Annotated in this window: 21 protein-coding genes and 1 tRNA gene; 15 read left to right on the forward strand and 7 right to left on the reverse strand. The window is 64.9% G+C overall.

All coding sequences use genetic code 11. The annotated features are described in order from the left end of the window. Nucleotides 1-205 precede the first annotated feature (205 nt). The 5 genes from VFA60_03660 (at nt 206) to rbsK (ending at nt 7878) form a co-directional block, all read left to right on the forward strand. Nucleotides 206-3493, forward strand: coding sequence for a carboxypeptidase-like regulatory domain-containing protein (locus tag VFA60_03660; protein ID HZQ90869.1), 3288 nt, complete (start codon nt 206-208; stop codon nt 3491-3493). A 28-nt stretch (nt 3494-3521) separates the two neighbouring features. Next, nucleotides 3522-4652 carry a nucleoside hydrolase gene (locus tag VFA60_03665; protein ID HZQ90870.1) on the forward strand — a complete coding sequence of 377 codons (1131 nt, stop codon included), beginning with the start codon at nt 3522-3524 and terminating at the stop codon, nt 4650-4652. 102 nt (nt 4653-4754) lie between these two features. Continuing rightward, nucleotides 4755-5735 carry an AcrB/AcrD/AcrF family protein gene (locus VFA60_03670; protein ID HZQ90871.1) on the forward strand — a complete coding sequence of 327 codons (981 nt, stop codon included), beginning with the start codon at nt 4755-4757 and terminating at the stop codon, nt 5733-5735. Between the two features lie 20 nt (nt 5736-5755). Continuing rightward, complete coding sequence (locus VFA60_03675) at nt 5756-6883, forward strand: nucleoside hydrolase (protein HZQ90872.1); 1128 nt, start codon at nt 5756-5758, stop codon at nt 6881-6883. A 41-nt stretch (nt 6884-6924) separates the two neighbouring features. Next, a complete protein-coding gene (gene rbsK / locus VFA60_03680) occupies nt 6925-7878 on the forward strand; it encodes a ribokinase (GenBank protein ID HZQ90873.1) in 954 nt (317 codons plus the stop codon). 73 nt (nt 7879-7951) lie between these two features. Here rbsK and VFA60_03685 read toward each other — a convergent pair whose 3' ends face one another. Then, entirely contained in the window at nt 7952-9052 is a 1101-nt protein-coding gene (locus tag VFA60_03685) for a LacI family DNA-binding transcriptional regulator (protein HZQ90874.1), read from the reverse strand. Between the two features lie 406 nt (nt 9053-9458). On the opposite strand from VFA60_03685, the gene VFA60_03690 reads away from it, so the two are divergent. The 5 genes from VFA60_03690 (at nt 9459) to VFA60_03710 (ending at nt 17372) form a co-directional block, all read left to right on the forward strand. Further along, complete coding sequence (locus VFA60_03690) at nt 9459-10505, forward strand: PTS fructose transporter subunit IIC (GenBank protein HZQ90875.1); 1047 nt, start codon at nt 9459-9461, stop codon at nt 10503-10505. Beyond that, on the forward strand, nt 10502-10801 hold the full coding sequence (locus VFA60_03695; protein ID HZQ90876.1) for a PTS fructose transporter subunit IIB: 300 nt from the start codon (nt 10502-10504) through the stop codon (nt 10799-10801). The genes VFA60_03690 and VFA60_03695 overlap by 4 nt, the downstream gene beginning before the upstream one ends. A 2-nt stretch (nt 10802-10803) precedes the next feature. Then, nucleotides 10804-13356: a phosphoenolpyruvate--protein phosphotransferase gene (gene ptsP / locus VFA60_03700; protein ID HZQ90877.1), complete on the forward strand. Its 2553-nt coding sequence runs from the start codon at nt 10804-10806 to the stop codon at nt 13354-13356. A gap of 85 nt (nt 13357-13441) precedes the next feature. Beyond that, nucleotides 13442-16966, forward strand: coding sequence for a glycoside hydrolase family 38 C-terminal domain-containing protein (locus VFA60_03705; protein ID HZQ90878.1), 3525 nt, complete (start codon nt 13442-13444; stop codon nt 16964-16966). A 1-nt stretch (nt 16967) separates the two neighbouring features. Next, nucleotides 16968-17372, forward strand: a complete 405-nt coding sequence (locus tag VFA60_03710) for a hypothetical protein (GenBank protein ID HZQ90879.1) — start codon at nt 16968-16970, stop codon at nt 17370-17372. A 12-nt stretch (nt 17373-17384) separates the two neighbouring features. Here VFA60_03710 and VFA60_03715 read toward each other — a convergent pair. The 3 genes from VFA60_03715 to VFA60_03725 form a co-directional block, all read right to left on the reverse strand. Continuing rightward, nucleotides 17385-17471, reverse strand: a tRNA-Leu gene (locus VFA60_03715). A 29-nt stretch (nt 17472-17500) separates the two neighbouring features. After that, nucleotides 17501-17956, reverse strand: coding sequence for a PaaI family thioesterase (locus VFA60_03720; protein HZQ90880.1), 456 nt, complete (start codon nt 17954-17956; stop codon nt 17501-17503). A gap of 86 nt (nt 17957-18042) precedes the next feature. Next, the gene (locus VFA60_03725; protein ID HZQ90881.1) at nt 18043-18561 is read right to left on the reverse strand and encodes a DinB family protein; all 519 of its coding nucleotides are present in this window, start codon (nt 18559-18561) and stop codon (nt 18043-18045) included. Nucleotides 18562-18601: 40 nt separating this feature from the next. Here VFA60_03725 and VFA60_03730 point away from each other — a divergent pair, with 40 nt between their 5' ends. The 3 genes from VFA60_03730 to VFA60_03740 are packed head-to-tail and all read left to right on the forward strand — an operon-like array spanning nt 18602 to nt 19770. Continuing rightward, nucleotides 18602-18781 (forward strand): DUF5522 domain-containing protein, encoded by a 180-nt coding sequence (locus tag VFA60_03730; protein ID HZQ90882.1) that lies wholly within the window; start codon nt 18602-18604, stop codon nt 18779-18781. 33 nt (nt 18782-18814) lie between these two features. Next, complete coding sequence (locus tag VFA60_03735; protein ID HZQ90883.1) at nt 18815-19159, forward strand: 4a-hydroxytetrahydrobiopterin dehydratase; 345 nt, start codon at nt 18815-18817, stop codon at nt 19157-19159. Between the two features lie 29 nt (nt 19160-19188). Beyond that, nucleotides 19189-19770, forward strand: a complete 582-nt coding sequence (locus tag VFA60_03740) for a cysteine dioxygenase family protein (GenBank protein ID HZQ90884.1) — start codon at nt 19189-19191, stop codon at nt 19768-19770. Nucleotides 19771-19946: 176 nt separating this feature from the next. Here VFA60_03740 and VFA60_03745 read toward each other — a convergent pair whose 3' ends face one another. After that, nucleotides 19947-21569 carry a long-chain fatty acid--CoA ligase gene (locus VFA60_03745; protein HZQ90885.1) on the reverse strand — a complete coding sequence of 541 codons (1623 nt, stop codon included), beginning with the start codon at nt 21567-21569 and terminating at the stop codon, nt 19947-19949. A 566-nt stretch (nt 21570-22135) separates the two neighbouring features. Here VFA60_03745 and trxA point away from each other — a divergent pair. Beyond that, nucleotides 22136-22465, forward strand: a complete 330-nt coding sequence (gene trxA, locus VFA60_03750) for a thioredoxin (protein ID HZQ90886.1) — start codon at nt 22136-22138, stop codon at nt 22463-22465. 127 nt (nt 22466-22592) lie between these two features. On the opposite strand, the gene lexA is transcribed toward trxA, so the two are convergent. After that, entirely contained in the window at nt 22593-23207 is a 615-nt protein-coding gene (gene lexA, locus VFA60_03755; GenBank protein HZQ90887.1) for a transcriptional repressor LexA, read from the reverse strand. A gap of 112 nt (nt 23208-23319) precedes the next feature. Between lexA and VFA60_03760 the strand changes: the two genes are divergently transcribed. Continuing rightward, nucleotides 23320-25017 (forward strand): hypothetical protein, encoded by a 1698-nt coding sequence (locus VFA60_03760; GenBank protein HZQ90888.1) that lies wholly within the window; start codon nt 23320-23322, stop codon nt 25015-25017. 152 nt (nt 25018-25169) lie between these two features. Here the strand turns inward: VFA60_03760 and VFA60_03765 are convergent, their stop codons facing one another. Further along, complete coding sequence (locus VFA60_03765) at nt 25170-26336, reverse strand: aminotransferase class V-fold PLP-dependent enzyme (GenBank protein HZQ90889.1); 1167 nt, start codon at nt 26334-26336, stop codon at nt 25170-25172. Nucleotides 26337-26438 lie beyond the last annotated feature (102 nt).

Raw genomic sequence — 26438 nt, forward strand, 5'->3', positions numbered from 1 at the left:
AAGCGCCTTAGTCCACCCACGTTGGCGCCAGCGGCTGGTCCGGTTTTTAACTTCCAGTTGACATGGGATTGCGAGCGGGCGTATAAACCGGGCCATTTCTGAAACGTTTCAAATTCGGCCCGCATGGCGGTACTCAACCGGCGGCGGCCGATCGGAACCCGGCCTTGGCTAGGGGCCGTGCTCCGGCACGGCGGAGGAGATGGCGATGAAGCGCACTTGCTCGGCATTCGCACTGTCGTTCCTGATCTGCACATTGATGACCGGAGTGGCGGCGGCCCAAGCCGTAGGTTCGTTCTCCGGTGAGGTGACCGACGCAACCGGGGCGGACATTCCCAACGCCACTGTGACCGCCACCAACCAGGGCACCAACCAGCAGCGCACGGCGACCACCGACGCCTCCGGGCGATACGTAATTGTGCAGCTGCCGGTCGGCACGTACACCATCTCGGCGAGCGCAGCCGGGTTCAAGACGGTGCAGAACCGCGACGTGAACCTGGAAGTGCAGCAGAACCGTTCGATTGACTTCCGGATGCAGCCTTCGGCGGTGACGACTGAAGTCGTGGTCTCGAGCCAGGTGGCGCAGGTCGAAGTGCAGAAGAACGACGCCACGCTGGGGCAGACGATCCACGCCGAGCAGGTATCGGAGCTGCCGCTGAACGGGCGCAACTTCGTGCAACTGGCCTTACTCGGTCCGGGGACGACGCAGGGACGCGCGGCAACCTTCCTGAATCAGGGCGCGAGCAGCGAAGTGAGCTTCCGCGGCTCGATGGCGCTCTCGGCGCAGGGCATGCGCGAGAACTCCAACGACTGGCTGTACGACGGAATCGACAACAACGAGCTGACGGCGGGCGGCATCGGGCTGCTGCCGTCGGTGGACGCGATCCATGAGTTCCGGGTGCTCACTTACAACTATTCGGCGCAGTACGGCAGCCGCGGCGGCACGACGGTGATCGTGAGCAGCAAGTCTGGCAGCAACAAGTTCCATGGCAGCGTGTACGAGTTCCTGCGCAACGACAAGCTCGACGCGCACAACTACTTCGACCGCAGCGCCACCAAGGCAAAGTACCGGCAGAACGAATACGGCTTCTCGCTGGGCGGGCCGATCCGGAAGGACAAGACGTTCTTCTTCGGCGACTACCAGGTGAACAGCATTCGCCAGGGCCTGACGATCACCAGCACGGTGCCGACAGCGCTGATGAAGCAGGGCATCTTCACCGAGTCGTTCCCCGGTGCGCCCTCGGTCGACATCTACGACGGGCGCGTGGCGGGCCGGCCGATTTTCCCCGGCCGCATCATCCCGCTGGCGCAGCAGGACCCGATCGGACGCGCCATCGTCAACCTTTATCCGGATCCAACTTTCACTGACCGGCTGGGCGGCAACTACGTGGCCAGCCCGGTGAAGCGGCTCGATGACTACGCGTGGAACGCGCGCATTGACCACACCTTCAACGCCAACGACCGAATTTTTGCGCGCTTTACGTGGGACAACGCCAAGCAGTTCACGCCGTCCGGGCTGCCCGATTTCGGCGCGGCGTCGGCGTTCGCCAGCAACCAGACGTTCACCACGCACGCGCGCAACACGGGCATTTCGGAAACGCACATCTTTTCGCCGACGATGATCAACACCTTCACCGCCGGCTACAACCGGGTGTTCAACTACATCACCTCGTTCGGCTACGGCTCCAACATGTCGCAGAAGCTGGGAATTCCTGGCGCGAACCTGGGCACGATCGAAACTTCTTCGATGACCCAGATCAGCATTACCGGCTTCAATCCGGTGGGCGACCGGCAGTTCTCGCCGTTCCAGGGCGGCACGAACATCTATCACTACAGCGACACGCTCGACATCGTGCACGGCAGCCACAACATGCACGCGGGCTTCGTGTTCCGCGCGATGCAGGAGAACACGCTGGGTGATAACGCGTTCGCCGGCGCATTCACGTTCGATCGTCTGTTCACCGCGCAGCTGAACGGCACGACGCTGAACGGCGCGACGGGCAACGCCATCGCCAGCCTGCTGATCGGGTTGCCGACTTCGGGCTCGCGCAACGACGAGTTGAATGGTTTCAAACGCGGACGCCGCTGGAAGGAATACCGCGGCTTCTTCCAGGATGACTGGAACGTGCGCTCGGGCCTGACGCTGAACCTGGGCATGGCGTACGACCTGACGACGCCGATGTCGGAGTCGGCGAACCGCTTCAGCAGCTTCGATCCGAAAACCAACACGGTGTTTGTGGCCGGACAAGGCAACACCCCCGACACCATCGGCGTGCACACCGACATCACCGGCCTGGAGCCGCGCTTCGGCTTCGCCTGGACGCCGTGGCCGAACGGCAAGACGGTCGTCCGCGGCGGATTCGGGTTGTTCCACGATGTCTCATCGCAGGGCGGCACGCAGGGCCCATACACGAATCCGCCTTACGCAAACTTTTTTTCGTTCGCAACCAACAACATCACGCCGGTGCGGACGCTGGCGACAGGCTTCCCGCCGAACCAGACGCCGACCGATCCGGCCAACTACCACGGCGCGTGGCGTTCGTGGGACCCGAAATTCGAGATGGGCCTGATCCGGCAGTGGAACCTGAACATCCAGCGGGAGCTGCCCTACTCGACGGTGGTGACGGTGGCGTACGCGGGCACGTACGGCACGCGGCTGATGCAGAAGAGCTTCGACTTCAACTCGACGAAGCTCGGGTCGGGCAACAACAACGCCACGCGCGCGTTCCCGAACTACGGATCGGTGTTCGTGACCGACAGTCACGGCTGGCTGCGCTACGACTCGCTCCAGATCAAGGCGGAGCGGCGGGCCGCGAAGGGCCTGTACCTGCTCGGCTCCTACACCTGGAGCAAGGCGCTGAGCAACGGACTGCGGCAGGAGATCACCGGCGATCCGGGCGTGGACTTCTATCCGTTGCTGCCCTCCGACGCTGACAAGGGTTACGCAGGCACGGACCAGCGGCATGCGTTGAAGGTAAGCGCACTGTACTCGCTGCCCTTCGGCAGGGGCCAGCGCTGGGGCAACAACATGGGCCGTATTCCCAACGCGGCGCTCGGCGGCTGGGAGGTGAACTGGATCGCGTTCTACTCGACCGGATTCCCGCTGGGCTTCACGACGGCGACGAACCAGTCGGGCACCAACCTGACGAATCGTCCGAACATGACGTGCAGCGGGAAGTTGAGCAGCGGACAGACGGTCACGAACTGGTTCGACAAGACGTGCTTCTCGGCGCCGGCGGCAGGGACGTTCGGCAATGCACCGCGCTCGCCCGAGATCTACGGTCCGAACCAGACGAACTTCGACGTTTCGCTCTACAAGAACTTCCCGGTGACGGAAAGCAGCCGGGTGCAGTTCCGCTCGGAGTTTTTCAACATCTTCAACCATCCGCAGTTCTCAACCCCGAACACCGCGCTCGGCAACGCGCTGTTCGGGCAGATCACGGCCACGTCACATGCGAACCGCCAGATCCAGTTTGCGCTGAAGTACGTGTTCTAACGACGACGCACGCGGAGGGCGGAACGCCATGGAGAAGCAGGGGAGCAAAGGGGAGAGCCGCACCCGGCGAGAGTTCCTGACGGCCACGTCAGGCGCGGTGCTGGGTGGAGTTTTGGCGGGCGCGCTGCCGTCGGCGGTAGAAGGGATGGCAGCAGCGCCTGCCGGGGGGCCGCGGCGGATCATTTTCGACACCGACCCCGGCGTGGACGATGCGCTCGCCCTGTGGCTGGCGCTGCGCTCGCCGGAAATTCAGGTGCTGGGGGTGACGCCCGTGGCCGGCAACGTGCCGCTGGACTTCACGCTGCCCAACGCACTGCGCCTGGTGGAGATTGCCGGACGCACCGACATTCCCGTCGCGGCCGGCGCGGCCAAGCCGCTCACGCGCAAGCTGGTCACCGCCGCCTACGCGCACGGCGACAACGGGCTGGGGGGCGTGCCTTTTCCCGAGCCGAAGATCAAGCCGGTAAAGGAGACCGCGTCGCAGCTTATACGGCGCGTGGTGCGCGCGAATCACGGCGAGATCACGATCGTTGCGGTTGGCCCGCTGACCAACCTGGCGATGGCTTTCCGCGAAGACCCCGCGCTGCCCAAGATGGTGCAGAGCATCGTGCTGATGGGCGGCTCGCTCTCGCGCGGAAACGTGACGCCTGCGGCCGAGTTCAACATCTACGTTGATCCGGAGGCGGCGCAGGAGGTGTTTCACGCCGGGGCGCCGATCGTGATGGTCGGCCTCGACGTGACGCGCAAGGCGCAACTGCGCGAAGAGCACATCCAGCGGCTCGAGGCCGGGCCGGACGCGGTGAGCCAGTCGGCGGGCAAGATCATGCGGGCGACGTGGGACCGCATGCATCGCAGCGGCTTTGCCGGAGCGGGCGGGCCGACCATGCACGATTCGGTAGCGGTGGCGACGTTCCTCGATCCCACCATCTGCAAACTGCAGGACTATTACGTGGAAGTAGAGACGGCGGGCGAGTTCACCGCCGGCGAGACGCTCGGCTACTCGCGTGCGCCCATCCGGCGCTCGGCGCCGGGTGCGGAGGGCAGCGCGAAACCCGAGCTGGCGGAGTTCAAGCCCAACGCCAAAGTAGCGGTCGATATCGATACGGAAAAGTTTCTCGAGTTGCTGGTGGGCAGAGTATCGTCGGGCGCCCGGGGGTAGAGACAGTGCCGTTACCTTACGTTCACGCCGCACAGAACGCGGCGTGAACGTGGGGCGCCAAGCCGCGCGAACGTGGAGCACCAAAGCGGGAGGGGAACCAACATGTGGTCACCGGCGACGTTCAATGTGGCGCTCATCATGACCATCTTCAGCGCCGTTTTCTGGGGGTCGTGGGCGAACACATACAAAGGCACGAAGAACTATTCGTTCGATCTCTTCTACTGGGACTACATCATCGGCGTGCTGCTGTGCAGCCTGGGCTTCGCGCTGACGCTGGGCAGCAATGGCGCGACCGGCGAGCCGTTTTTGCAGAACCTGGGAAACGCCGATACCTCGAACATCGTGATGGCGATGATCGCGGGCTTCATCTTCAACATCGCCAATCTGCTGCTGGTGGCCGGCATTGCCATTGCCGGACTGGCGATCGCGTTTCCGATCGCGATCGGTATCGCTGTCGTGGAGGGCGTGCTGCTCAGCTACGCGCTGCAACCGAAGGGCAACATCGGGTTTCTCGCGCTGGGGCTCGGGCTGGCGATCGCCGCCATTCTGTTTGATGCGGCCGCATACAAACGGCTGAACAGCGCCGCCGGCGGGTTGTCGAAGAAGGGCGTGGTGGTCAACATCATCTCCGGGCTGCTGATGGGCGCGTTCGCGCCGTTCGTGACGCGCTCGCTGACGTCAGGACACACGCTGACGCCTTACACGGTTTCCGTCCTGTTTGCGCTGGGCGCGTTCCTGTGCTGCTTCGTGGTGAACACGTACTTCATGCGGCATCCGCTGGTGGGCGAGCCGGTGTCGTTTGCCGGCTACTTCAAGGCGAGTCCGAAGGACCACCTGCTGGGCGTGCTGGGCGGCATCGTGTGGGGGCTGGGCGGTTCGTTCAACTTCATTGCCGCGGGATTTGTCGGCGTGCCCATCTCGTACGCCATCGGGCAGTCGGCGCCGATGATTGCCGCGCTGTGGGGCGTGGTGGTGTGGAAGGAATTCGCGGGCGCCGACCGCAAGGCGTGGACGTACCTGTCACTGATGTTCCTGTTCTATCTGTCGGCCGTGGGCGCGATCGCGCTGGCCTACAACGCATGAGGAGAAAAACCATTCAACCCATGAAGAGGACCCTTCTTGCCGTGCTGCTTCTCGCGCTGGCGGCGTGCGCCGCCGCGCAGGAGAAGCGCTACGTGATCATCGACCAGGATGCCGCCGGACCGGGCGGGACCGATCAGCAGTCGATCCTGGTTTTCCTGCAGGCGCCGAACGTGGAAGTGCTGGGCATCACGGTGGTGACCGGCGACGCTTGGCGCGACGAAGAAGCCGCGCACACGCTGCGCACGCTGGAGCTGGTCGGACGCACGGATGTACCCGTGCTGCTGGGCGCGGCGTACCCGCTGGTGCGTACGCAGAAGGGAACCGAGCTGTGGGAGCAGCTCTACGGCAAGGTGGTTTACAAGGGGGCGTGGGGGCCGCGCGGCAACCATCCGCCGTTTGAGGTGCCGCCCCTGCGCGAAGGCAATCCGACCACCAAGGTCGCCGACGAAGACGCGGCGCACTTCATGGTGCGCATGGTGCGCAAGTATCCGCACCAGGTGACGATCTACGCCGGCGGGCCGATGACGAACCTGGCGCTGGCGCTGGCGCTCGATCCGCAATTCGCTGAATTGACCAAAGGGCTCATCTTCATGGGCGGCGCCATCGCGCCGAAGACGGATGTCGCCGAGTTCGCCACCAATCCGCGGCACGAGTTCAACCTGTGGTTCGATCCGGAAGCGACGCACATCGTGTTGCGCGCCAAGTGGCCGAGCATCGTGTGCACCACGGTGGACGTCTCGCTGCAGACGAAGATGAGCGAGGAGATGCTGGCGGAGATCGTGAAATCGCAGAACCCGACGGCGCAGTACATGTGGCGCTACTCGCGCGCGGGACGCGGGCCGCTGTGGGACGAACTGGCGGCGGCGGCGTGGCTCGAGCCCTCGCTGATCACGCGCGAGGTCCCGTACTACATGGACGTGAACCTGGACCGAGGCGCCGCGTACGGCGATTTGGTGACATGGAACGACAGGGTGAAGCCGGGACTGGACTATCCCGTTGTCCACACGCAGATGGATGTGGACATGGATAAGTTCGGAAAGTGGTTTGTGCAGCACATGTCAGCGCCGACACCAAAGTCGAAGAACGCGCTGGTGTTCAACCAGCCGCCGCCGCAACCGCCAGCGCCACCGGCGCCGGCTCCGAAATAAGCGGGCGGACGCAGCGGGCGCAAGAACGCAAGGGGGCTATCGTGGCGAACATCGTGGTAGTGGGCAGCCTGAACATGGATGTGGTGGCCGTGGCGCCGCGCATTCCGGTGACCGGTGAAACCATCATCGGCAACAAGTACTTCACCGAGCCGGGCGGCAAGGGAGCGAACCAGGCTTATGCCGCCGCGCAACTGGGCGGCAAGGTGGCCATGCTGGGGCGCATCGGCGACGACGAGTTCGGCCAGGAGATGAAGCACAACCTGGAGAAGGTCGGCTGCGATGCCAGCGGCATCAAGATCGTGCCCGGCACCAGCGGCGTGGCGCTCATTTTCGTGGCCGAGACGGGGCAAAATTCGATCATTGTCGTCCCCGGCGCGAACGACGAGTTTGGCCCGCACCACGTGAAGGACGACGCCAACGGCTTCCGCGGCGTCAAGGTCGTGCTGCTCCAGCTGGAAAACCCCACCGAAACGGTGCTGGCCGCGGCGCAACTGGCGCAGAAGGCGGGGGCAACCGTGATCCTCGACCCCGCGCCCGCGCCGGCGAAACCGCTGCCGAAGGAGCTGTTCCAGGCGTGCACCATCATTACGCCAAATGAAACGGAGGCCGCGATTCTTGCCGGACTTCCGCCCAGCCGGCTCACGCCGCAGCAGGCGGTGCAGGTGGCGCGCAAGCTTCAAGACCAGGGCGCCGGCACCGTTGTGGTGAAACTCGGCGATCAGGGATGCGTCGTGGTGGACAAGCAGGGCGCAACGCTGATCGCCGCACCGCGGGTGGATGCCAAGGACACGACCGCCGCCGGCGACAACTTCAATGGCGCGCTCGCCGTCGGCCTCAGCGAGGGCCTGTCACTGCGCGATGCCGCGCGCTTCGCCAACAACGCCGCCGCCCTCTCGGTGACGCGGCTGGGGACGCAGATTGCCGTGCCGTCGCGCGCGGAAGTGGAGGAGTTCGCCGCGAAGAACGAAGGCGCGCTGGCGGCGACGTCACTGTAGAGCAGTGAACAGTGAATAGTGGAAAGTGGACAGTGAACGCGAGGTGAGCACGACCTCCGTCCATTGACTATGGCTATCCACCGCTCCTGGCGCGTCGCGGCGGCGTCTTGCAGGCGGCCACTGACTGCCGGATCTTCAACTCCGTAGTGAGCACGGCGTGCTGCCACGGGCCGTCGTATCCCTGCACGCGTTTCAGCAGCATGCCCGCGCCCTTTGCGCCCATCTGGTAGCCGGGCTGCGCCACGGTGGTCAGCGCCGGGTGGATGAACTCGGCGAATTCCTGGTCGTCGAAGCCGACAATGGAAACATCGTCGGGGCAGTGCAGTCCGGCCTCGCGCAGGGCGGTCAGCATGCCGAGCGCGATCAGGTCGTTGCTGGCGAACAGGGCCGTGGGCCGCGGACGCAGTTGCAGCAGCGTGCGCGTCTTCTCGTAGCCGCTCAGGCGGTCGAAGCGGCCTTCCTGGATGTACTCGGGATCGACTTCCACGCGCGCCCGGGCGAGGGCCGCGCGAAATCCTTCCAGCCGCGCCTTGGCGTTGGTGAGCTGAAGGTTGCCGGTGATGGCGGCAATGTGACGGTGCCCCATCTCGAGCAGATAGTTGGTGGCGGCGGTGGCGCCGGCCACGTTGTCGACCGTGACTGTGTCTCCCTCCCAGCGCGGTGGGCGGCGGTCGAGGCAGACAATCGGCGTGCCGCGCGGCAGGTCGGACCTGGGATTGATCTGGCTGTTCACCGAGGGGATCAGGATGAGCCCGGCCATGCGATACGAGCGCAGCTCGTGCAGGTAGGCGCGCTCCTTGGCGGGATCGTTGTCGGTGTTGCACAGCATGAGCTCGTACGAGTTCTGGTAGGCCACGTCTTCAGCGCCGCGCACGACGGCAGGGAAGAATGGGTTGGTGATGTCGGGAATGATCATGCCCAGGATGCTGGTCTTGTTCCGGCGGAGGCCGCGGGCCAGTTCGCTGGGCTGATAGCCTAGCTCCTCGATTGCGTCGAGCACGCGGCGGCGAAGCTTGTCGCGCACCGGCGCGTTTTCATTGATGACGTGCGAGACGGTGCCGATGGAGACACCCGCGCGCCTGGCAATGTCGCGCATGGTGATGGCCGTCGCGGCGGATTTTTGCTTTCTTGACGTCACCGGAGCGAAGGTCTGCTTGAAACGATTCAGACGCACACCTTATATCGTGAATGCCCCCGTGGCAAAACGAAAGTGAGGGATGGCGTATGGTGGCAGATGCCAGCTTCAAGGTAGCGAAATGAGGGTTTGGCTTTGAGCACACTTTCATCGTCGAAGAGGTCGTGAATGTCGAGGTCGGACGGCTCGCGAAAGCCGCAAAGAGCGGGGCCCAAACGCTGATTCGCTCATTGCGCCAGAACAAGTTCGCCGGCGGGCATTCGCAGGCCACCACCGCGCGAACATGGGCGTTGGCGACCCGTACTACCGCTACGGCCTGTCGTTCACGCGCGCCATCCGCATCCCGTGACGTACGGCAAAAGGTTGCTGAGCAGCGGCTTGCTTTCTTTTCTCTCCCCGAAGAAACTCTATCCCGCAGGTTGACTGGCAAGGGCAGCGGGGACGCGTGGAGCAACTCACAAAACTGCGGCAGCACCTTCTAACCGGCGTCTCGTACGCCATCCCTTTCATTGCCTGCGGCGGCGTGCTCACTGCCGCGGCCATCGCCTTTGCTCCCATGACGGCGCAGGGCCCGGACCTTTCCAACGCGCCGGCGCTGCAACTGATCCTGAACATCGGGGCGGCCGCGTTTTCGCTGATGCTGCCGGTGCTGGCCGGCTACATCGCCTATTCGATCGCCGGAAAGCCCGGCCTGGTGCCGGGATTCGTGGGCGGCCATCTCTCCGGGCAGGTGAAGGCGGGTTTTCTCGGCGCACTGCTGGCCGGGCTGCTCGCCGGATACGTGGTCGAACTCATCAAGAAGGCGCCGGTTTCAAAATACCTGCGGCCGATCATGCCCATCCTGGTGATCCCGATCGCGGCGTCGCTCATCATGGGCATGGTCATGATCAAGCTGCTGGGCGCGCCCATCGCGGCGCTGATGACGGCGGCCGGCCTCTTCCTGAAGAGCATGAGCGCGGGAAACAGCGCGCTGCTGGGCGCGATCCTGGGCGCGATGATCGCCTTCGACATGGGCGGCCCGGTGAACAAGACGGCATTTTTCTTCGGAGCGGCGATGATTCAGCAGGGCGACTACCGCGTGATGGGCGCGTGCGCCGCCGCCATCTGCACGCCGCCGCTGGGCGTGGGCCTGGCGACGCTGATGAACCGCAAGCTCTGGACCGAGGATGAACGCGAGGCCGGCATGGCGGGCCTGGCGATGGGAATGATCGGCATCACCGAGGGCGCGATTCCGTTCGCGGCATCCGATCCGCTGCGAGTGATTCCATGCATCGTGCTCGGCTCCATGACGGCGTCGGTGATCGCGATGCTCACCGGCGTCGGGGACCACGCGCCGCACGGCGGACCGATCGTGCTTCCCGTGGTCGAGCATCGGCTGGCGTACATCGCCGCGATCGCGGCGGGCACGCTGGTGACCGCCGTTGCCATCGACGCATGGAAGGCCTACCAGCGGCCAAAACCGGCAGCGGCGATGAAAAGGAGTGCAGGGTGAAGATCGTGGCGGTCACGGCGTGTCCCACCGGGATTGCGCACACCTACATGGCGGCGGAGCAACTGGAAAAGACCGCCCGGGCGCTGGGGCATGAAATCAAGGTCGAGACCCAGGGCGCGATGGGAATTGAGAACGAACTCTCGGAGAGCGACATCGGCAGCGCGCAGGCGGCGATTCTCGCGACCGACATCGAAATCGAGAAGGGCGACCGGTTTCAGTCCCTGAAGACCGTGCGCGTGCCGGTGCAGGAAGCGATCAAGAACCCGCACGGCGTCTTCCAGCGGGTGCAGGGCTGACGATGGCATCGAAGGCCAGCGCCGGGCTGGAGCTGAGGTTCACCTGCCGGTTGCAAGCCGGGGTGCACGCGCGTCCCGCCAGCGCGCTGGCTGAGTTTGCCGCGAGATTTTCGTCTGAGTGCGTGATTACAAACCTGCGAACGGGCGCGCAGGCGAACGCGAAAAGCGTGCTCTCCATCATCGGCGCCGATATCAGAGATGGTGACGAGTGCAGCGTGCGTATCACGGGGCTCGATGAGGCCGAGTTCCAGGCAGCGCTGCGGCGATTCGTTGATCACGACCTGGGGCAACGCGAGCGGGCGGCGCTGCCTTCGAGCGAGCCCAAGACAAAGGTCGGCGGCAGATTGCCGCGGGCGCTGCGCGACGCAGGCGTGGTTTGCTATGCCGGAATTCCCGTCAGCGGCGGCATCGCGCAAGGCGCGGTGATGGTGGCCGGCGGCATCGCGCTGCCACGCGGACCTGGCCCAGCCGGACCCACGGACGCCAAGCGGGAGCTGGCGAAGTTCGAGCACGCGCTTCAGGCTGCGCGCGCGAGGATCCGGCAGATGCTTGCTCGCGAGAGCGCGCCGGCTGCGAGCGGCATCCTGCGCGCCCATCTCGCCCTGGTGAACGATGTTTCGCTCACCGAGAGCGTGAGCCAGCGCATTGCAAGCGGCGCTTCAGCCGGGCAGGCGATTGCCGACGCCGGCGAGTTCTTCGCGGGAATGCTGAGCAGATCGGAGAGCGCCTACGTTCGCGAGCGCGCCATTGATGTGCAGGAGGTCTGCCAGCAGCTGCTCGCCGATATCCTCGGCCCGGACTTCCACGCCGCGGCCATGGAGCTCGGTCCGGCTTCGGTCGTCGTGAGCCGTGCGCTGGCGCCGCAGCAGTTGCTGGCGCTCGATCGCGGACGGCTCGCCGCCCTGGTGCTCGAGGCGGAAGGCGCCACGTCGCACACGGCGATATTGGCCCGCTCGCTGGGCATTCCCGCCATTGTGCGGGTGAAGGGCGCGTCGCAGGTCCTCAAAGCAGGGCAGCAGGTGATTGTCGACGCGAACCGCGGCATCGTGGTGCCCGAGCGCACGCCCGCGGTGGAGCGCTTCTACGAGCGCGAAATCAGCGTGCTGGCGCGGCGAAAAGCGGTGCTGGAGCGCAGCGCGGCTGCGCCCGCCGTGACGACGGACGGCGTGAGGATCGAAGTCGCCGCCAACATCACGTCCGCCGCGGAAGCCGTGGCAGCCTTCCAGGCCGGAGCCGATTCGGTCGGCGTGTTTCGCACGGAGATGCTCTTCGTCGGGCGCGATGAGTTACCGGGCGAAGAGGAGCAGTTTGCGGCGTACGCCGCGGCCGCGCGGGCAGGTGCGGGGCGGCCGGTCATCATCCGCACGCTCGACATCGGCGGCGACAAGCCGGTGCCCAGCCTGAACCTGCCGCCGGAAGCGAACCCGTTTCTCGGTTTCCGCGGCGTGCGCATTTATCCCGAGCACGAGGCGCTCATTCGCCGGCAGGTGCGCGCGTTGCTGCGGGCGTCGGCGGTGGGCCGCGTGCAGATGATGGCGCCAATGGTTTCGTCTGCCGCCGAGGTGCGATGGATGAAAGCGCTGGTGGCTGACGTCCAGAAGCAATTGCAGGACGAAGGCGTCGCGTACGATCCGGCAATGCCGGCCGGCATCATGCTGGAAGTGCCCGCGGCGGCGTTTCTGCTCGACGAGCTCGGCCGCGAGGCCGACTTCTTCAGCCTGGGCACGAACGACCTGGCGCAGTATTTTTTTGCGGCCGATCGCGGCAATGCGAAAGTCAGCGGCATCGCGAGCGTTCAGCAGCCGGCCTTCCTGCGATTTCTCCAGCAGATTGCCGATGGCGTGAAGCGCCACGGCAAATGGATGGGCGTTTGCGGTGAAATGGCGGCCGATCCCGCGAACCTGCCGTTGCTGGTGGGTCTGGGACTGGACGAGATCAGCGCGCCGGCCTCCGAGATTCCATTGCTGAAGGAGCGAGTTCACCAGCTTTCGGCAGCGGACTGCAAGAGCGTTCTGGCGCGGGCGATTGCTTGCGCCGATGCTGAGCAGGTCAGCGAGCTGCTCGCGCAGGTTTCCGCCGGTGACCAGCGCCGGCCGCTGCTGGGTCAGGAGCTTGTGATCCTCAACAGCGAGGCCACGAGCAAGGAAGAAGTCATCCGCGAACTGGTCAGGGCGCTCTACGTCGCGGGCCGTACCGACGAGCCGGACGCGCTGGAAGACGCACTCTGGGCGCGGGAAGCGACCTACTCCACCGGCCTCGGCCACGGTTTTGCGATCCCGCACTGCAAAACCAACTCAGTTCGCTCGGGATCGATGTGCGTTTTGAAACTCAGCCAGCCGGTGAACTGGGGAACGACCGTGGACGATGCGCCGGTGAGCGTGGTCATCCTGCTGGCCTTGCGCGAAGCCGACGCCAACCGCCGCCACATGCAGGTGTTCTCGCAGCTGGCGCGGAGGCTGATGTCGGAAGAATTCCGCAACGGTTTGGCCGGTCTCGCGGAAGCCGGCGCCGTGGCCGCGTTTCTCAATCAGCAGTTGCAAGTCGAAGTCAGCTAGGCCTTCGGGGCCAGAAAATTTGCGACAAGGACCTCCTTTCATGAAAAGACTGTGGCTGCTGACGTCCTGCGCGCTTCTGTGTGCAGTGACCACCGCTGCTCAACAGAAAGCCCCGGCACAGAAGACTTTCCCTACAGCGGCCCCGTCTGGGAACAGCGCGGCCGCGGGCAAGAACCGCGCGCAGAATGGCGGGCCAGCATCCTTCGCGGACCTGAGCAAGACACCGACGCTGTACGCCGTCGCCTACGCGCACCTGGACACGCAGTGGCGCTGGGAGTATCCGCAGACGATCAGCGAGTACCTGCCGAAGACGATGCGCAGTAATTTCGCGCTCTTCGAGAAGTATCCGCACTACATCTTCAACTTTACCGGCGCGAACCGTTATCGGCTCATGAAGGAGTACTACCCGCAGGATTTCGCGCGGCTGAAGCAGTACGTCGCGGCGGGGCGCTGGTATCCGGCAGGATCGTCGATGGAAGAAGGCGACGTGAACGCGCCCAACGCCGAGTTCATCATCCGGCAGGTGCTTTACGGCAACAACTGGTTCCGGCGCGAGTTCGGCATCGCCAGCGCCGAGTTCATGCTGCCCGACTGCTTCGGGTTTCCGGCGTCGCTGCCCACCATCCTGACGCACGCCGGCGTGAAGGGCTTCTCCACGCAGAAGCTTTCGTCGAACTGGCAGCCGGCGCCGCACGTCGGCGGACCGGATTCGCCGGAGAAAAGTCCCGAGGGCATTCCGTTCAACGTGGGCCTGTGGGAGGGTCCGGACGGCACGCGCATTCTCGCCGCGTTGAATCCGCTCAGCTACACCAGCGAAGTTGACTACGACCTGAGCAAGACGCCGCCGGCAGCGCCGCCTCCGCCCGCCAATCCCCCTGCCAACTTCCGCCAGCGCACGCTGGAAGACTGGCCGAAGCGGCTGCAGATCAACGGGCAGCTCACCGGCATCTTCGCCGATTATCACTACGTTGGCACGGGCGACATTGGCGGCGCGCCGAGCGAGACATCGGTGAGGCTGATGGAGGCGATCCAGACGCGCAGCAAGGCTGTGCTTCCGGCGCTGCGCTTCAACTTCGTGCGCAACCAGCCGATCGATCCGCTGCCGCCGCCCGGCCCGCCGGTCACTGTTGGCGACGGTCCGGTCCGCGCCGTGTTTACCAAAGCCGACCAGATGTTCCTCGACATTTTGAAGTGCTGCTCGACAGACAAGATGCCGCGCTATAAGGGCGACCTGGAGCTGATCAATCACTCGGCCGGGTCGCTGACCTCGCAGGCGTACCACAAGCGCTGGAACCGCATGAACGAGGTGCTCGGCGACGCGGCCGAGAAGGCTTCGCTGGTGGCAGAGTGGCTGGGCGGCCGGCGCTATCCGCTGGAGCGGCTCAATAATGCCTGGACGCTGGTGATGGGCGGCCACTTCCACGACAACATGGCAGGCACGGCCACGCCCAAGGCATACGAGTTCACCTGGAACGACGACGTGCTCGCCCTCAACCAGTTCGCGAGCGTGCTGACGGATGCCACGCAGAGCGTGGCCTCGGCGCTCGACACTCAAGGGCCCGGCACGGCCCTTGTGGTCTACAACGCGCTCAACATTCCGCGTGAAGATGTTGTGGACGCGACGGTTTCGCTGCCGCATGCCAGCGCGGTGCGCGTCACTGGGCCGGATGGCAAGCCAGTCCCCGCGCAAGTGCTCAGCTCGAACGATACGTTTACGCGCATCCTCTTTATTGCTCGCGTGCCCTCGGTCGGCTACGCGGTTTACAACGTACAGCCGGGTGACGGCGGCGCTACCGAGGCGGCCCTGCACGCCACCGACTCGGCCCTTGAAAACGAGCGCTATGCCATCAAGCTCAATGAAGCCGGCGATGTGGCCAGCATCTTCGACAAGAAGTTGAAGCGCGAGCTGCTGGCTTCACCGCTGCGGCTCGCCATCTCCACGGACAACCCGCAGTTCTGGCCGGCGTGGAACATGGACTTTGAAGACGAGCAGCGCGCGCCGCGCGCCTACGTTGGCGGCCCTGCGAAGGTGCGCGTGGTGGAGAGCGGGCCGGTCCGCGTGGCGGTCCAGGTGACGCGCGACACGGAAGGCTCGCATTTCGAGCAGACGGTGCGCCTGTCAGCCGGGGACGCGGGGAGCCGTGTAGAGTTCGCGAATGCTATCGACTGGCTTACAAAAGGGGCGAACCTGAAAGCCACGTTCCCGCTCAGCGCCGTCAACAAGATGGCGACCTACAACTGGGACATCGGCACCATCCAGCGGCCGAACGCGGAGGAGCGGCAATTCGAGGTTGCGTCGCACCAGTGGATTGATCTCGCCGACCAAAGCGGTCAGTTCGGCGTGACCGTGCTCACCGATGCGAAGAACGGCTCCGACAAACCGAATGACAATACCCTGCGCCTCACGCTGGTGCGCACGCCCGGCACGCGGGGCTCCTACACCGACCAGGGCACGCAGGACCTGGGACATCACGAGTTCGTTTTCGGGCTCGCCGGGCACGATGGCAACTGGCAGAAAGCGGAAACGGACTGGCAAGCGTATCGGCTCAATCAGCCGCTGCTTGCGTTTGAAAGCGCCAGGCATCCGGGCGCACTCGGCAAAACATTTTCATTGCTGAAGCTGAGCAGCAGCCGCGTGCGCGTGATGGCGCTGAAGAAAGCGGAGCGGACAGACGAAACCATTGTGCGAGTCGTTGAAGTCGACGGCAAAGAACAGCGGAAGCTCCGCATCGCATTCCCGAAGGCAATCCAGGCGGCGCGGGAGGTGAATGGACAGGAGCAGGCGGTGGGGCCTGCGACCGTGGCAAACGGCGAGCTGATCACGCCGCTGAAGCCGTATCAGCCGCGCACGTTTGCGGTGAAGCTCGCCGCTGCGCCGGCTCGCGTTATGCCGCCGCGCTCGCAGCCGGTGGCGCTGGCGTATGACGTCTCTGTCGCCACGCACGACGGCCGCCCCACCGAGGGCTGTTTCGACTGCTCGCTCAATCGCCCGACGGCGAGCCAGGGAAAGTCGCTGCCCGCGGAGATGCTGCCGGCCACGATCGATCTGGGCGGCGTACGCTTTCGGCTCGCACCCGCTGGGACCCTGAACGCGGTCACAGCTCGCGGCCAGCAGATCAAGTTGCCGGCCGGCAACTTCAAGCGCGCAGTCCTGCTTGCGGCCGCCATGGGAGGCGACCAGCGCGCGACTGTGCGCGCGGGCGGACAACCGATCGAGTTGAACATTCAGGACTGGACCGGCTACATCGGCCAGTGGGACAACCGCGGCTGGGAGAGCAAAGACGAGAAAGTGTCGCTCCCCGGTACAAACAACGCGCAGACGGTACGCGCGCAGGTCTTCAACGGGGTGATTACGCCGGGGTTCATCAAGCCAGCGACGGTGGCGTGGTTCGCGTCGCATCGGCATGCCTCCGACGGCGCCAACGAGCCGTACCAGTACTCGTACCTGTTTGCCTATCCGATTGCGCTCCCTTCGGGCGCAACCACGCTGACGCTGCCCGACAACGAGCGCATACGCATCCTGGCGATCAGCGTCTCGGAGGAAGGCAGCGACCTCCGGCCGGCGCAGCCGTTGTATGACACGCTGGTGCGGGAAGGAGCGGCGCAGTAGCGTGGCGGCGCGTGGGCGCATTTTTTGCCGTAGGGCCCTGCTCGACGGAATCAAGGCCGGACACGCGTTTATCAAGACGCAGAGTCCCTCCGGCCCCAACGTATTGTTCACCGCCGCCGCTGGCGCGCAGTCCGCCATCATCGGAGACAACCTCCACACGCGCGCCGGCGACACGGTGGCGTTCACCGTCGAAGTGAAGGGCGGCGCCGGCACAAAAGTGGAGGTGATCCGCGACGGCAAGCCCGCGTCATTGCTGGAGCAGCCGCAGGTGAGCGCGGACAAAACCGCGCTGAAGTTCAGGGTCACGACCGACGGCGTGCGCCATTGGTATCGCGTCAACCTCCGCGCGGCGGACGGCAAGCTGCTGGTGCTGACGAATCCAATTTACGAGAACTTTGCGGAGTGAGGATCGGAGCGCTGGTGCCGGGAGGGGGAATCGAACCCCCAAGGGCCGAAGCCCGGCGGATTTTGAGTCCGCTGCGTCTGCCAGTTCCGCCATCCCGGCGCCAGAAAGGTCAGACTGCCATTCCAGTATTACACAGCGTCGGCCGCCTTCGCCGCGGCGGCCTTCACGGGAATAACCGCGAGCGTTGATACGCACTTCGCTACCAGCTGCTTGCCTCCATCCTCCAAGCTGTAGACCTCAGATTCGGCGACCACGATGCGCCGGCCTGCGCGCAGCGTGCGGCCCACCGATTGCAGCCGCGCGCCGGATGCCGCCTGCAGGAAGTTGATCTTGAACTCGATGGTGATGACGTCGTTGGTGTCGTCCAGCGACGAGCGCGCAGCGCCGCCGGCCGTGTGGTCCGCGAGCGTGGTGACCACGCCGGCATGGACAAAGCCGTGCTGCTGCCGGTGCCGTGGCTGTGGTCTCATCTCCGCCTCGCACCAGCCGCGGCCCGCGTTCGTCAGCTTGATGCCGAGGTCGGAAAGGAACGGCGCGTCTTCGAAGATCTTCCTGACGTGGGCGAAGCTGGCAGCGTCATTCATAAGTCTGGGTGAGTCGTGGGCCCTCTCATGGACTGGTTGTGAAGGCGCAGGCGCGCGCGGCTGGCCATGCCACGCGCTGCCGTCCATCACGGGACGAGCGCGCGCTTCAGCAACGCGATCTGGCCGGCGTGGTACAGGTCGTGCTGCACAATTCCGTGCAGCATAACGTAGAAGCTGTACTTCTTGCCGCGTACCCGATCGTGCAAACGGTCCTGCGGGAAGCGTCGAGCTGCGGCAATCAGCTTGGCATGCGCCGCGTCCAGCGCGCGTACTGTCTTTCGCCACTGTGCTGCCGTCGCCGGTTCGGACACGGCGGGCCAATCCTCTTGCTTCGTCACCGCGAACACCTCACCTGCGAGCCGCCGCCGGATCACGACGTCCCAGCTGGCGATGTGGAGCGCCAGCTCCCAGATGCTGTGGGCCCCCGGCAGAGGCCGCGCCGCCGCGGCGCGAGCGTCGATGCCGCGCAAGACTTCGCTGAGCGACGGCCCGTGCCAGGCTTGGCCCTTCCATGCCCGCCTCATCTGGCCGGCAATGCGTTGCGTTTCAGTCCCCGCGTTCCGGCTCCGCTTGCGCCGGGATTGACTGCGCTGATGCGTGGCCATGCGGTGCACACCTCGGGAATTGCGTGTAATGTGGGTGGCGATGGATCCACAGTCCCTGGCCGACGAAGCTGAGCCCCGCGAAGGCGATGACTTCTACTACGAAGGCCCCTACCGCGTCTGGACCGCCGGCTACCTGCGCCGGCGAGGCTTCTGTTGCCAGTCCGGATGCAGGCACTGTCCCTACGGATTCAAAGATGCAAAGGCCGCGGAAGGCGGCTGATGGCGTCCTCCGCCGTGGCACAATAATAAGGATATGAGCGCAGCCGACCTTGCCGCCAAGAATTGCGTGCCGTGCCGGGGCGGTGTTCCTCCGCTCGCCGGCGCCGAACTCAATCAGCTCGCGCGCCAGCTCCCGCAGTGGGAGGTGGTGAACGGGCACCATCTGCACCGGCTCTACAAGCTTGCCGACTTCCGCTCGGCGCTCGACTTCGTCAACAAGGTGGGCGAGCTGGCCGAGCAGCAGGGACATCATCCCGATATCATGCTGGCCTGGGGCAAAGTTGAAGTCACGCTGTGGACACACAAAATTGACGGCCTAACCGAGAGCGACTTCGTCATGGCCGCCAAAATCGAGCAGCTCGCGCCGGCGCAGAAATAGGGGCGCACGTCAACGAGCGAAGGAGCGAAATGCCTACTACGACAGCGAATGTTCCGATTGGCGACCTGGTCGCCGAACTGCGGCGATGTAACACCGCGAGCTTCGAGCACATCGGTGAGATCCGCGAACTGTTGCGCCGCGCTCCGGTGGCGCCCGAAACCCTCACTCCTTATCTAATGTGGGACGGCCAGCACTACACGCGCAACCTCATTGATAAGACGCCGCTGTACGAGCTGATCGCTATCTGCTGGGAAGTGGGCCAGTGCAGCTCGATCCACAACCACAAAGACCAGAATTGCTGGATGGCGGTGCCCATCGGCCGCCTCCTGGTTCAGAACTACCGCGTGCTCCAGCAAGACCTCAGCGCCGGCAGTTGCCACATCGTTCCCTCAGACGTGGTAGAGATGGACCCGCGCAACCCCTGCGCGGTCGACCCGAACGAACCGGTGCACAAGGTGTACAACCCGGCCGAGTTCGCTGCGCGCGCGGTCAGCCTGCACGTCTACTCGCGGCCGTTCGACAGTTGCGTGGTGTATTCGGAAGAGCAGGGCAAGTGCGGCGAGATCAAGCTGCATTACAACAGCGAGTACGGCAATTTGAGCCGGCGTTGAGTGGAAACCTGCTTCCCAGCGCGGATTCTGGCTACGAGCTCCCTCTCGTCGGCGATCACCCGTACCCCGGCCCCTTCTGCCATTGTCTTAGGGGAGAGGACGACTCCGATGGGTAGAGAGTTACCAAAAAAGTTGCCAAAGACGCGCGCCGCTGGCCCCGGCCCGGCAGGGCCCGGTCACAGCGACGTATCGCGGCCGCTGGGCCACTTCCACTCGGCGTACTGCTGGCGCAGTTCCGTCTTGAGCAGCTTACCTGTTGAGGTGTGCGGCAGCTCGCTGACAAACACGAAGTCATCCGGCAGTTGCCACTTGGCGAAACTGTGCTGCTCGGCGAGATACGCGCGTAGCTCTTCGGCGCTGACCTTCGCTCCGGGACACAGCACCACAACCGCCAGTGGGCGCTCCAGCCACGTCGGGTGGGCGACGGCGATCACCGCCGCTTCCGCCACCGCGGGATGGCCGACAAGCGCGTTCTCCACGTCCACGGAGCTGATCCACTCGCCGCCCGACTTGATCAGGTCCTTGGTGCGGTCGGCGATTTTCATGTAGCCCTCGCTGTCCACCGTGACCACGTCGCCGGTGCGGAACCACCCGTCGTCGGTCCACTTATCCGTCTGTTCGTCGGTCTTGAAGTACTTCGCCGCGATCCACGGCCCGCGGAGTTGCACTTCGGCCATGCTCTGCCCGTCCCAGGGCGCCTCGCCCGCGTCAGACATCACGCGCATTTCGACGAACGCGCACGGCAAGCCTTGGCGCGTGGTCAGGCGCAACAGCTCGTCCTGCGAGAGCCCGCGCATGTGCTGCTTGGGAAAACACACGGTTGCGATTGGTGAAGTTTCCGTCAGTCCCCACGGATGGATCACGCGAATGCCATGGTCGTTCAGCCGGCGGATCAGCGACTCGGGCGGCGCCGATCCGGCAATCACCACCCGCATCGGGCCAAGCTTCCACTGCTGCGGCGCGCAGTCGAGCGCCATCACCACCGCGAGCCAAACAGTTGGCACCGCGCCGCTGAATGTGACGCGCTCGCTGGCCGCCAGCTCCAGCAGCAGGCCGGGAGCAACGTGCCGGCCGGGGAAGACGAGCTTGCTCCCGCACATCACCGCCGCAAACGGCACGCCCCAGGCGTTGGCGTGGAACATCGGCATCACCGGCATGACCGTGTCCTGGTGACTGATGGCGAACGTATCAGCCATGCATATGGCGAACGAGTGCAGCACCAGCGCGCGGTGCGAGTAGAGCACGCCCTTGGGTTTGCCGGTTGTGCCTGATGTGTAGCAGAGAGCGGCGGCGTCGTCTTCTTCGACAGCGGCGCAAGTGAAGTCACCGTCAGAGCCGGCGATGAATTCCTCGTAGCTTTCGTAGGCGCCGCTTTCACCGGCCACGAGAATCCGTTCCACCTTAATGCGGTCGCGAAAAGTCTCCAGCAGCGGCACCAGCACGTCGTCCACGATGAGAAAACGGTCTTCGGCGTGGTTCACGATGTAGGCCAACTCGTCAGCGTGGAGGCGAAGATTCAGGGTGTGCAGCGCCGCGCCCGCGGCGGGAATGCCGAAGTAGCACTCCAGGTGGCGGTAACCGTTCCACATCAGCGTGCCCACGCGGTCGCCGCGCCGTATGCCGGCGCGCGCCAGCGCCTGCCCCAGTGCGCGGGAGCGGCCATGGAAGTCGGCGTAGCTGTAGCGGTGCAGGCTGCGGTCGGCGAGCCGCGAAACGATCTCGGAGCGCGCGAACAGCTTCCCGGCGCGCTCCAGCAAATGGTTGAGCGTGAGCGGGAACCGCATCATGTTCCCTTGCATGCGGCGCCTCCTCCGAAACGGCGAAGCGCGGAATCCTAGCACAGTCCCCGCAAACCCGTGCTGGGTGCGGCTTTACCGCCTCGCCGGGGCAGGGAACCAGCCGCGCGGTTACGCGATGTTACTTTCCGATTACGAACGTGATGTTTATCGCCTCTTCTGCCCTGCCTAGAATCCCGTGTTGTAAGGCAGTTCTGGGGGAGGGCTGCCGAGGCGCCGCTGGCCGAAACTGGCTGGCGGCGCTTTTAATTGTGCTTGCCGCCTCCACGCGACTTCCTGCCAGTCCGGTTCTCTTGCCGGAGAGGCCGTCCACGCCGCCGCCACCGGCCAGATCTGTGTCATAACATAGATCACGTGCCTTCCAAGTCCGAGACAGGTAACGCTTTACGGCCCAACCCGGCGCCAGAAGCCGCCGGCCGGGAACGGGAGCTGCGACTTTCGACTGTAATCGGCATCCAATGTTCTGGGCACGATCTGGTAGGATGGGGCGTTTCCAAGCACCACCTGCCGCACGCAGGCGAGACAGTTTGCGGCGGTCCGGTCAAATCAATGCAGGGGAGAACAAGGGAATGGCAGTGAACGGAATTTTGGAAGTAACGGACGCGAACTTCGACTCCGAAGTACTCAAGTCCGAGAAGCCGGTGATGGTGGATTTCTGGGCCGCGTGGTGTGGCCCGTGCCGCGCGCTCGCGCCGGTGGTTGATGAAGTTGCCGCCGCTTATGCCGGCCGGGTGAAGATCGGCAAGATGGATGTGGACAAGAACAATGCCACCCCGCAGCGCTATGGCGTCCGGGGCATCCCCACGTTGCTCATCTTCAAGAACGGCCAGGTGGCCGAGCAGATTGTCGGCTTTGTGCCGAAGGACGCCATCCAGAAGGCGCTCGACAAGCACGTGTAAGACCGCTGCCGGCTGCTAGCTACTGGCTTCCAGCAAAATCAAAGCCCCTCGCGGTGAGGGGCTTTTTGTTTTGGGTCTTTAGCTGCAGGTCATTGCTGTGGCCAGCAGCCAGCAGCCAGCAGCGCCTTCAGTACTTCCTCAACACCCCAATCACCCTGCCCTGTATCTGGACCGAGTGCGCCGGCACCAGGATCGGCGGCATCGCCGAATTCGAAGGCTGCAGCCGGATGCGCTCGCCCTCGTGGTAGAAGCGCTTCAGCGTCGTCTCCGACCCCTCCACCAGAGCGACCACGATTTCCCCATTCCGCGCCGTGTTCGTCTTCTCAACCAGGACGTAGTCGCCATCCACAATGTGCTCGTCCTGCATCGAGGCGCCGGTCACCTGCAAGCAGAAGACTTCCTTGGAGCGCGTGATGTCGCCCAGCGAAATCGTCTCCGGCTGTTCCATCGCCTCCACCGGACGCCCGGCGGCAATGCGGCCGACCAGCGGCAGGGAAGCGGCCTCTGCCACGCGCTGGCGGGCGCGGCTGCGGATGGGCAGCACGTCAATCGAGCGCGAGCGGTTGTAGTCGCGCTTGAGCAGGCCCTTTCTTTCCAGGTTGCTGATGTGCTTGTGCACGGTGGCGAGCGAACTGAGGCGCAGCCCCTTGCCGATCTCTTCGAACGATGGCGAATACCCGTGCCGCTGCACGAACTCGGAGATGAAGTCGTACACCTGGCGCTGCCGCTTGGTGATAGCCATGGGCAAAGTATTAGCGAATAAAAGGCGAATGTCAACAGATGGGTGACATCCGGCTGCTTACGTCGTAGCCTCCTGTCCGTCTGAGGCGTAGTCACTGCCCGGAGAGAAGCCCATGCCCGTCGCCCTGCGTTGCTTTTCCTGTGCCATTTTCGTAGCCGCGCTTGCCGCCGCACCAGCTGCTGCCCAGCAACTGCAGCAGCTTTCGCAGCAGGAGACGCGCGTGGTTGGCGGACGCCCCGCCGCCGATCCCCGAACACCCGAACAGCTCAAAAAAGACCAGGAGCGCGCCCGGCAGATCCTCGAGGTCGCCGAAGGCGAAGCGCGAGCGCTCGAAGCGCCCATGCGCACCTTGTCGCTGCTGCAGGTCGCCAATGGTTTGGCGCCCATGGACCGCGCGCATGCAGCGGCTGTTTTGCGCGATGCCTTTACGGCGTCGCTCGGCATTGAGCGCGACCAGCAGACCAAAGGCAGCCTGCAGAACCAGATTCTGCGTGCGCTGCTGCCGCTGGACGCAGCCGCCGTCGCTGAACTTGCGCCGCAGGCCGAGCCCAACGCCAAGCGCAGCGCGCAGGCAGGCCTGATCAGCGCCGCGGCGCGCCGCAAAGATTTCACCCGCGCCATGGACATGCTGAACGCCGCCGCAGCTGACGCGGGCGAGTTCCCCTACGGCGCCGCCAGCGACGTCATGATGGCGCTTCCGCCCGAGCGCGCCGCCGACCGGCTGAACATCTTCATGCAGGCGCTGGCGCACTATCGCCAGGAAGACACGCGCCAGCCCGCATTCCGCGCCGGCGACAGCATGGCCACGCTGGTGATCCGCTACTGGCAGGTGTTGCCTCCGGCCACCGTGCTGGAAGCCATCCACCTGGTGCTCGACAAGGCGAAGGCCCGCTCCGACATTCCCGCGCAGGTTTCCGTGGCTTCGGCCAGCGGCAGCGCGTCGTTCAATTCGCTCTACGAGTACGCGCTCTTCCAGGTGCTGCCGGCGCTGCGCAAGCTCGACGAGCGCGAAGCGGAAAAACTGCTGAAAGACGCGCAGCCGCTCCAGCCCGTGATGGCGAAGTATCCGGATGGAATGCAATCGCTCGATCCCACGATGCGCGATACGCCGCCGAAACCCGGCGAGCGCGGCGGCGTGAGCACCGGCGTTCGCCTGGGCGACCGCGGCGATCGCGCTGCCCCGCCCGACACCGGCATGCAACTGCGCATGCAGTACCGCGCCGAGGTGGAGCGCATCGTGAAGGACGCGGCCGACAATCCCAGGCAGGCGATTGCTCGCGCCGCCGCGTTGCCTACGGACTTGGGTGGCTCGTATCCGCGCAGCGAGGCGCTGCTGCAACTGGCGCAGACGTTCTCGGCCAAAGAGCCGGCATCGGCCAAATCAGCCCTCGATGACCTGATGAAGCAGATTGACCGCGTCGAAGCCCGCGAGCGGGTGCAGTTCCTGGCGAGCGCCGCCAGCCTCTATGCGCGACTGAACGAGCCCGATGCTGCCCGCAAGGTGCTTGACCGCGGTTTCGCCACCGCCGGCGAACTCTACGAGAAAGACAAGAGCAGCGACTCGCCCAACGAAGCGCTCAAGGGCTTCTGGCCCTCGACGGCGGCGTGGCGCATTTTCGTGGTGCTGGCCACGCGCCTTGCGCCGGACTCGGTCAACGAGATCATCACCGGCATCAAGGACGACGAGATCCGCGTGAGCGAGCGCATTGCCTACGCCGCCGCGCTGGCCGGCGCGCCCGCCGGCGACAACGTGACGATGGTGCGTCACGGCAACAGCACCAGCGTCACCAGCTTCGACATCCCGCAGTAAAAGCTTCACCGCAGAGGCGCAGAGTCCGCAGAGGAAAGGAAGCGAAGGGACCCTCGCCGGCCTGTGCGTCTCCGCGGTGAACTGTTTTTCTGATAATTTTCCCCGAACAAGATCCCGAGCAGCCGGGACTTGAAACTCGAAACTTGAAACTCCTACCGCACCCCAACCTTCATCTCCGCGAGGATCTCATCCACTGCGCGGATCGCCACCTCGATTTCCTCATCCGTGTTGTAGAAGTGCGGCGAGAAGCGCACCCCTGCCTTCGGACGGTAATCCACCAGCACGTCGCGCTTGAGCAGCTCGCGGCAGACCTCGGCGGCGTTGGGCATATCGATGCTCACCGTTCCGCCGCGCCGCTCCGGATCGCGCGGCGTGTTCACGCGCCAGCCGCGCTCATCGGCCAGCGCCATCAAACGCGCTACCTGGCGCTTGCTCTTGGCGCGAATGTTGCCGATGCCGGCTTCCGCCACCACCCTGAGCCCCGGCTGCGCCGCGTACATCGCCGGCACGTTGGGCGTGCCGTTCATGAAGCGGTACGCGCCTGACGCGTAACGCGTAGGCCCGGTCTCGAAGGCGAACGGGTTTTGGTGAGCGATCCAGCCGGTGAAGCCGGGCTCCAGCTTATTGACCAGGTCGGGACGCACGTATAGATACGCGGTTCCTGCTCCGCCGCAGAGCCACTTCAGCACACCGCCAACACAGAAATCCACGTTCAGCGCCGTCACGTCGAAGGGAACTGTGCCGGTGGCCTGGAACGAGTCGAGGACCACCATCGCGCCCACCCGGTGGGCTTTCTCAACGATGGCCGGCACGTCCTGAATGAACGCGCTGCGGAAGATGACGTGCGAAATCGGCACCAGCAGGGTTTCCTCGTCAATCGCGGCGAGCAGGCGCTCGGTATTGACGTGAACGCCATCGTCGTTTTGCACCATGTGCACGCGCGCGCCGCGCCTGCGCTGTGCTTCCCAGAAGTACATCACTGAAGGGAAGTTCAGGTCGGTGTACACGACCTTGTTGCGCCGCCCGCTGAAGTTGAAGCACGAGGCGATGGTCGCCTGGCACGTGGTCACGTTGGGCTGAATGTTCACCGTGCCGGGGGCGGCATTGATCAGCGCGCCAATCTGGTCGCCGACCTCGGCGGCCAGCATCCACCACTTGTCTTCCCAGGCGCAGACGCCGCGCTCGGCCCAGATGCGCGTGAACTCCGACATGGCGTCTTGCACGCCGCGCGGCATCGCGCCAAGCGAGTTGCTGATCATGTATGTAGTGCGTTCCAGGATGGGGAACTGCGGGCGAAACCGTAGAAGCTCATCAGCCATGAGGAGATTGTAATCGGGAGCGCCTTAACTCGCGCCCTAATCCGCGGGCAGCGGCCGATTTAGCCCGCGGCTGCCCCATCTCCGCCACGCGTTCCCATGCGC

It is taken from the genome of Terriglobales bacterium (assembly GCA_035651995.1).
GTDB lineage: Bacteria > Acidobacteriota > Terriglobia > Terriglobales > Acidobacteriaceae > DASRER01.

What these genes read in the sequence shown, in the direction of transcription:
- VFA60_03660 (HZQ90869.1), top strand. Translation starts at nt 206, where the DNA reads ATGAAGCGCACTTGCTCGGCATTCGCACTGTCGTTCCTGATCTGCACA.
- VFA60_03665 (HZQ90870.1), top strand. Translation starts at nt 3,522, where the DNA reads ATGGAGAAGCAGGGGAGCAAAGGGGAGAGCCGCACCCGGCGAGAGTTC.
- VFA60_03670 (HZQ90871.1), top strand. Translation starts at nt 4,755, where the DNA reads ATGTGGTCACCGGCGACGTTCAATGTGGCGCTCATCATGACCATCTTC.
- VFA60_03675 (HZQ90872.1), top strand. Translation starts at nt 5,756, where the DNA reads ATGAAGAGGACCCTTCTTGCCGTGCTGCTTCTCGCGCTGGCGGCGTGC.
- ptsP (HZQ90877.1), top strand. Translation starts at nt 10,804, where the DNA reads ATGGCATCGAAGGCCAGCGCCGGGCTGGAGCTGAGGTTCACCTGCCGG.
- VFA60_03720 (HZQ90880.1), bottom strand. Translation starts at nt 17,956, where the DNA reads ATGAATGACGCTGCCAGCTTCGCCCACGTCAGGAAGATCTTCGAAGAC.
- VFA60_03725 (HZQ90881.1), bottom strand. Translation starts at nt 18,561, where the DNA reads ATGGCCACGCATCAGCGCAGTCAATCCCGGCGCAAGCGGAGCCGGAAC.
- VFA60_03730 (HZQ90882.1), top strand. Translation starts at nt 18,602, where the DNA reads ATGGATCCACAGTCCCTGGCCGACGAAGCTGAGCCCCGCGAAGGCGAT.
- VFA60_03735 (HZQ90883.1), top strand. Translation starts at nt 18,815, where the DNA reads ATGAGCGCAGCCGACCTTGCCGCCAAGAATTGCGTGCCGTGCCGGGGC.
- VFA60_03740 (HZQ90884.1), top strand. Translation starts at nt 19,189, where the DNA reads ATGCCTACTACGACAGCGAATGTTCCGATTGGCGACCTGGTCGCCGAA.
- VFA60_03745 (HZQ90885.1), bottom strand. Translation starts at nt 21,569, where the DNA reads ATGCAAGGGAACATGATGCGGTTCCCGCTCACGCTCAACCATTTGCTG.
- trxA (HZQ90886.1), top strand. Translation starts at nt 22,136, where the DNA reads ATGGCAGTGAACGGAATTTTGGAAGTAACGGACGCGAACTTCGACTCC.
- lexA (HZQ90887.1), bottom strand. Translation starts at nt 23,207, where the DNA reads ATGGCTATCACCAAGCGGCAGCGCCAGGTGTACGACTTCATCTCCGAG.
- VFA60_03760 (HZQ90888.1), top strand. Translation starts at nt 23,320, where the DNA reads ATGCCCGTCGCCCTGCGTTGCTTTTCCTGTGCCATTTTCGTAGCCGCG.
- VFA60_03765 (HZQ90889.1), bottom strand. Translation starts at nt 26,336, where the DNA reads ATGGCTGATGAGCTTCTACGGTTTCGCCCGCAGTTCCCCATCCTGGAA.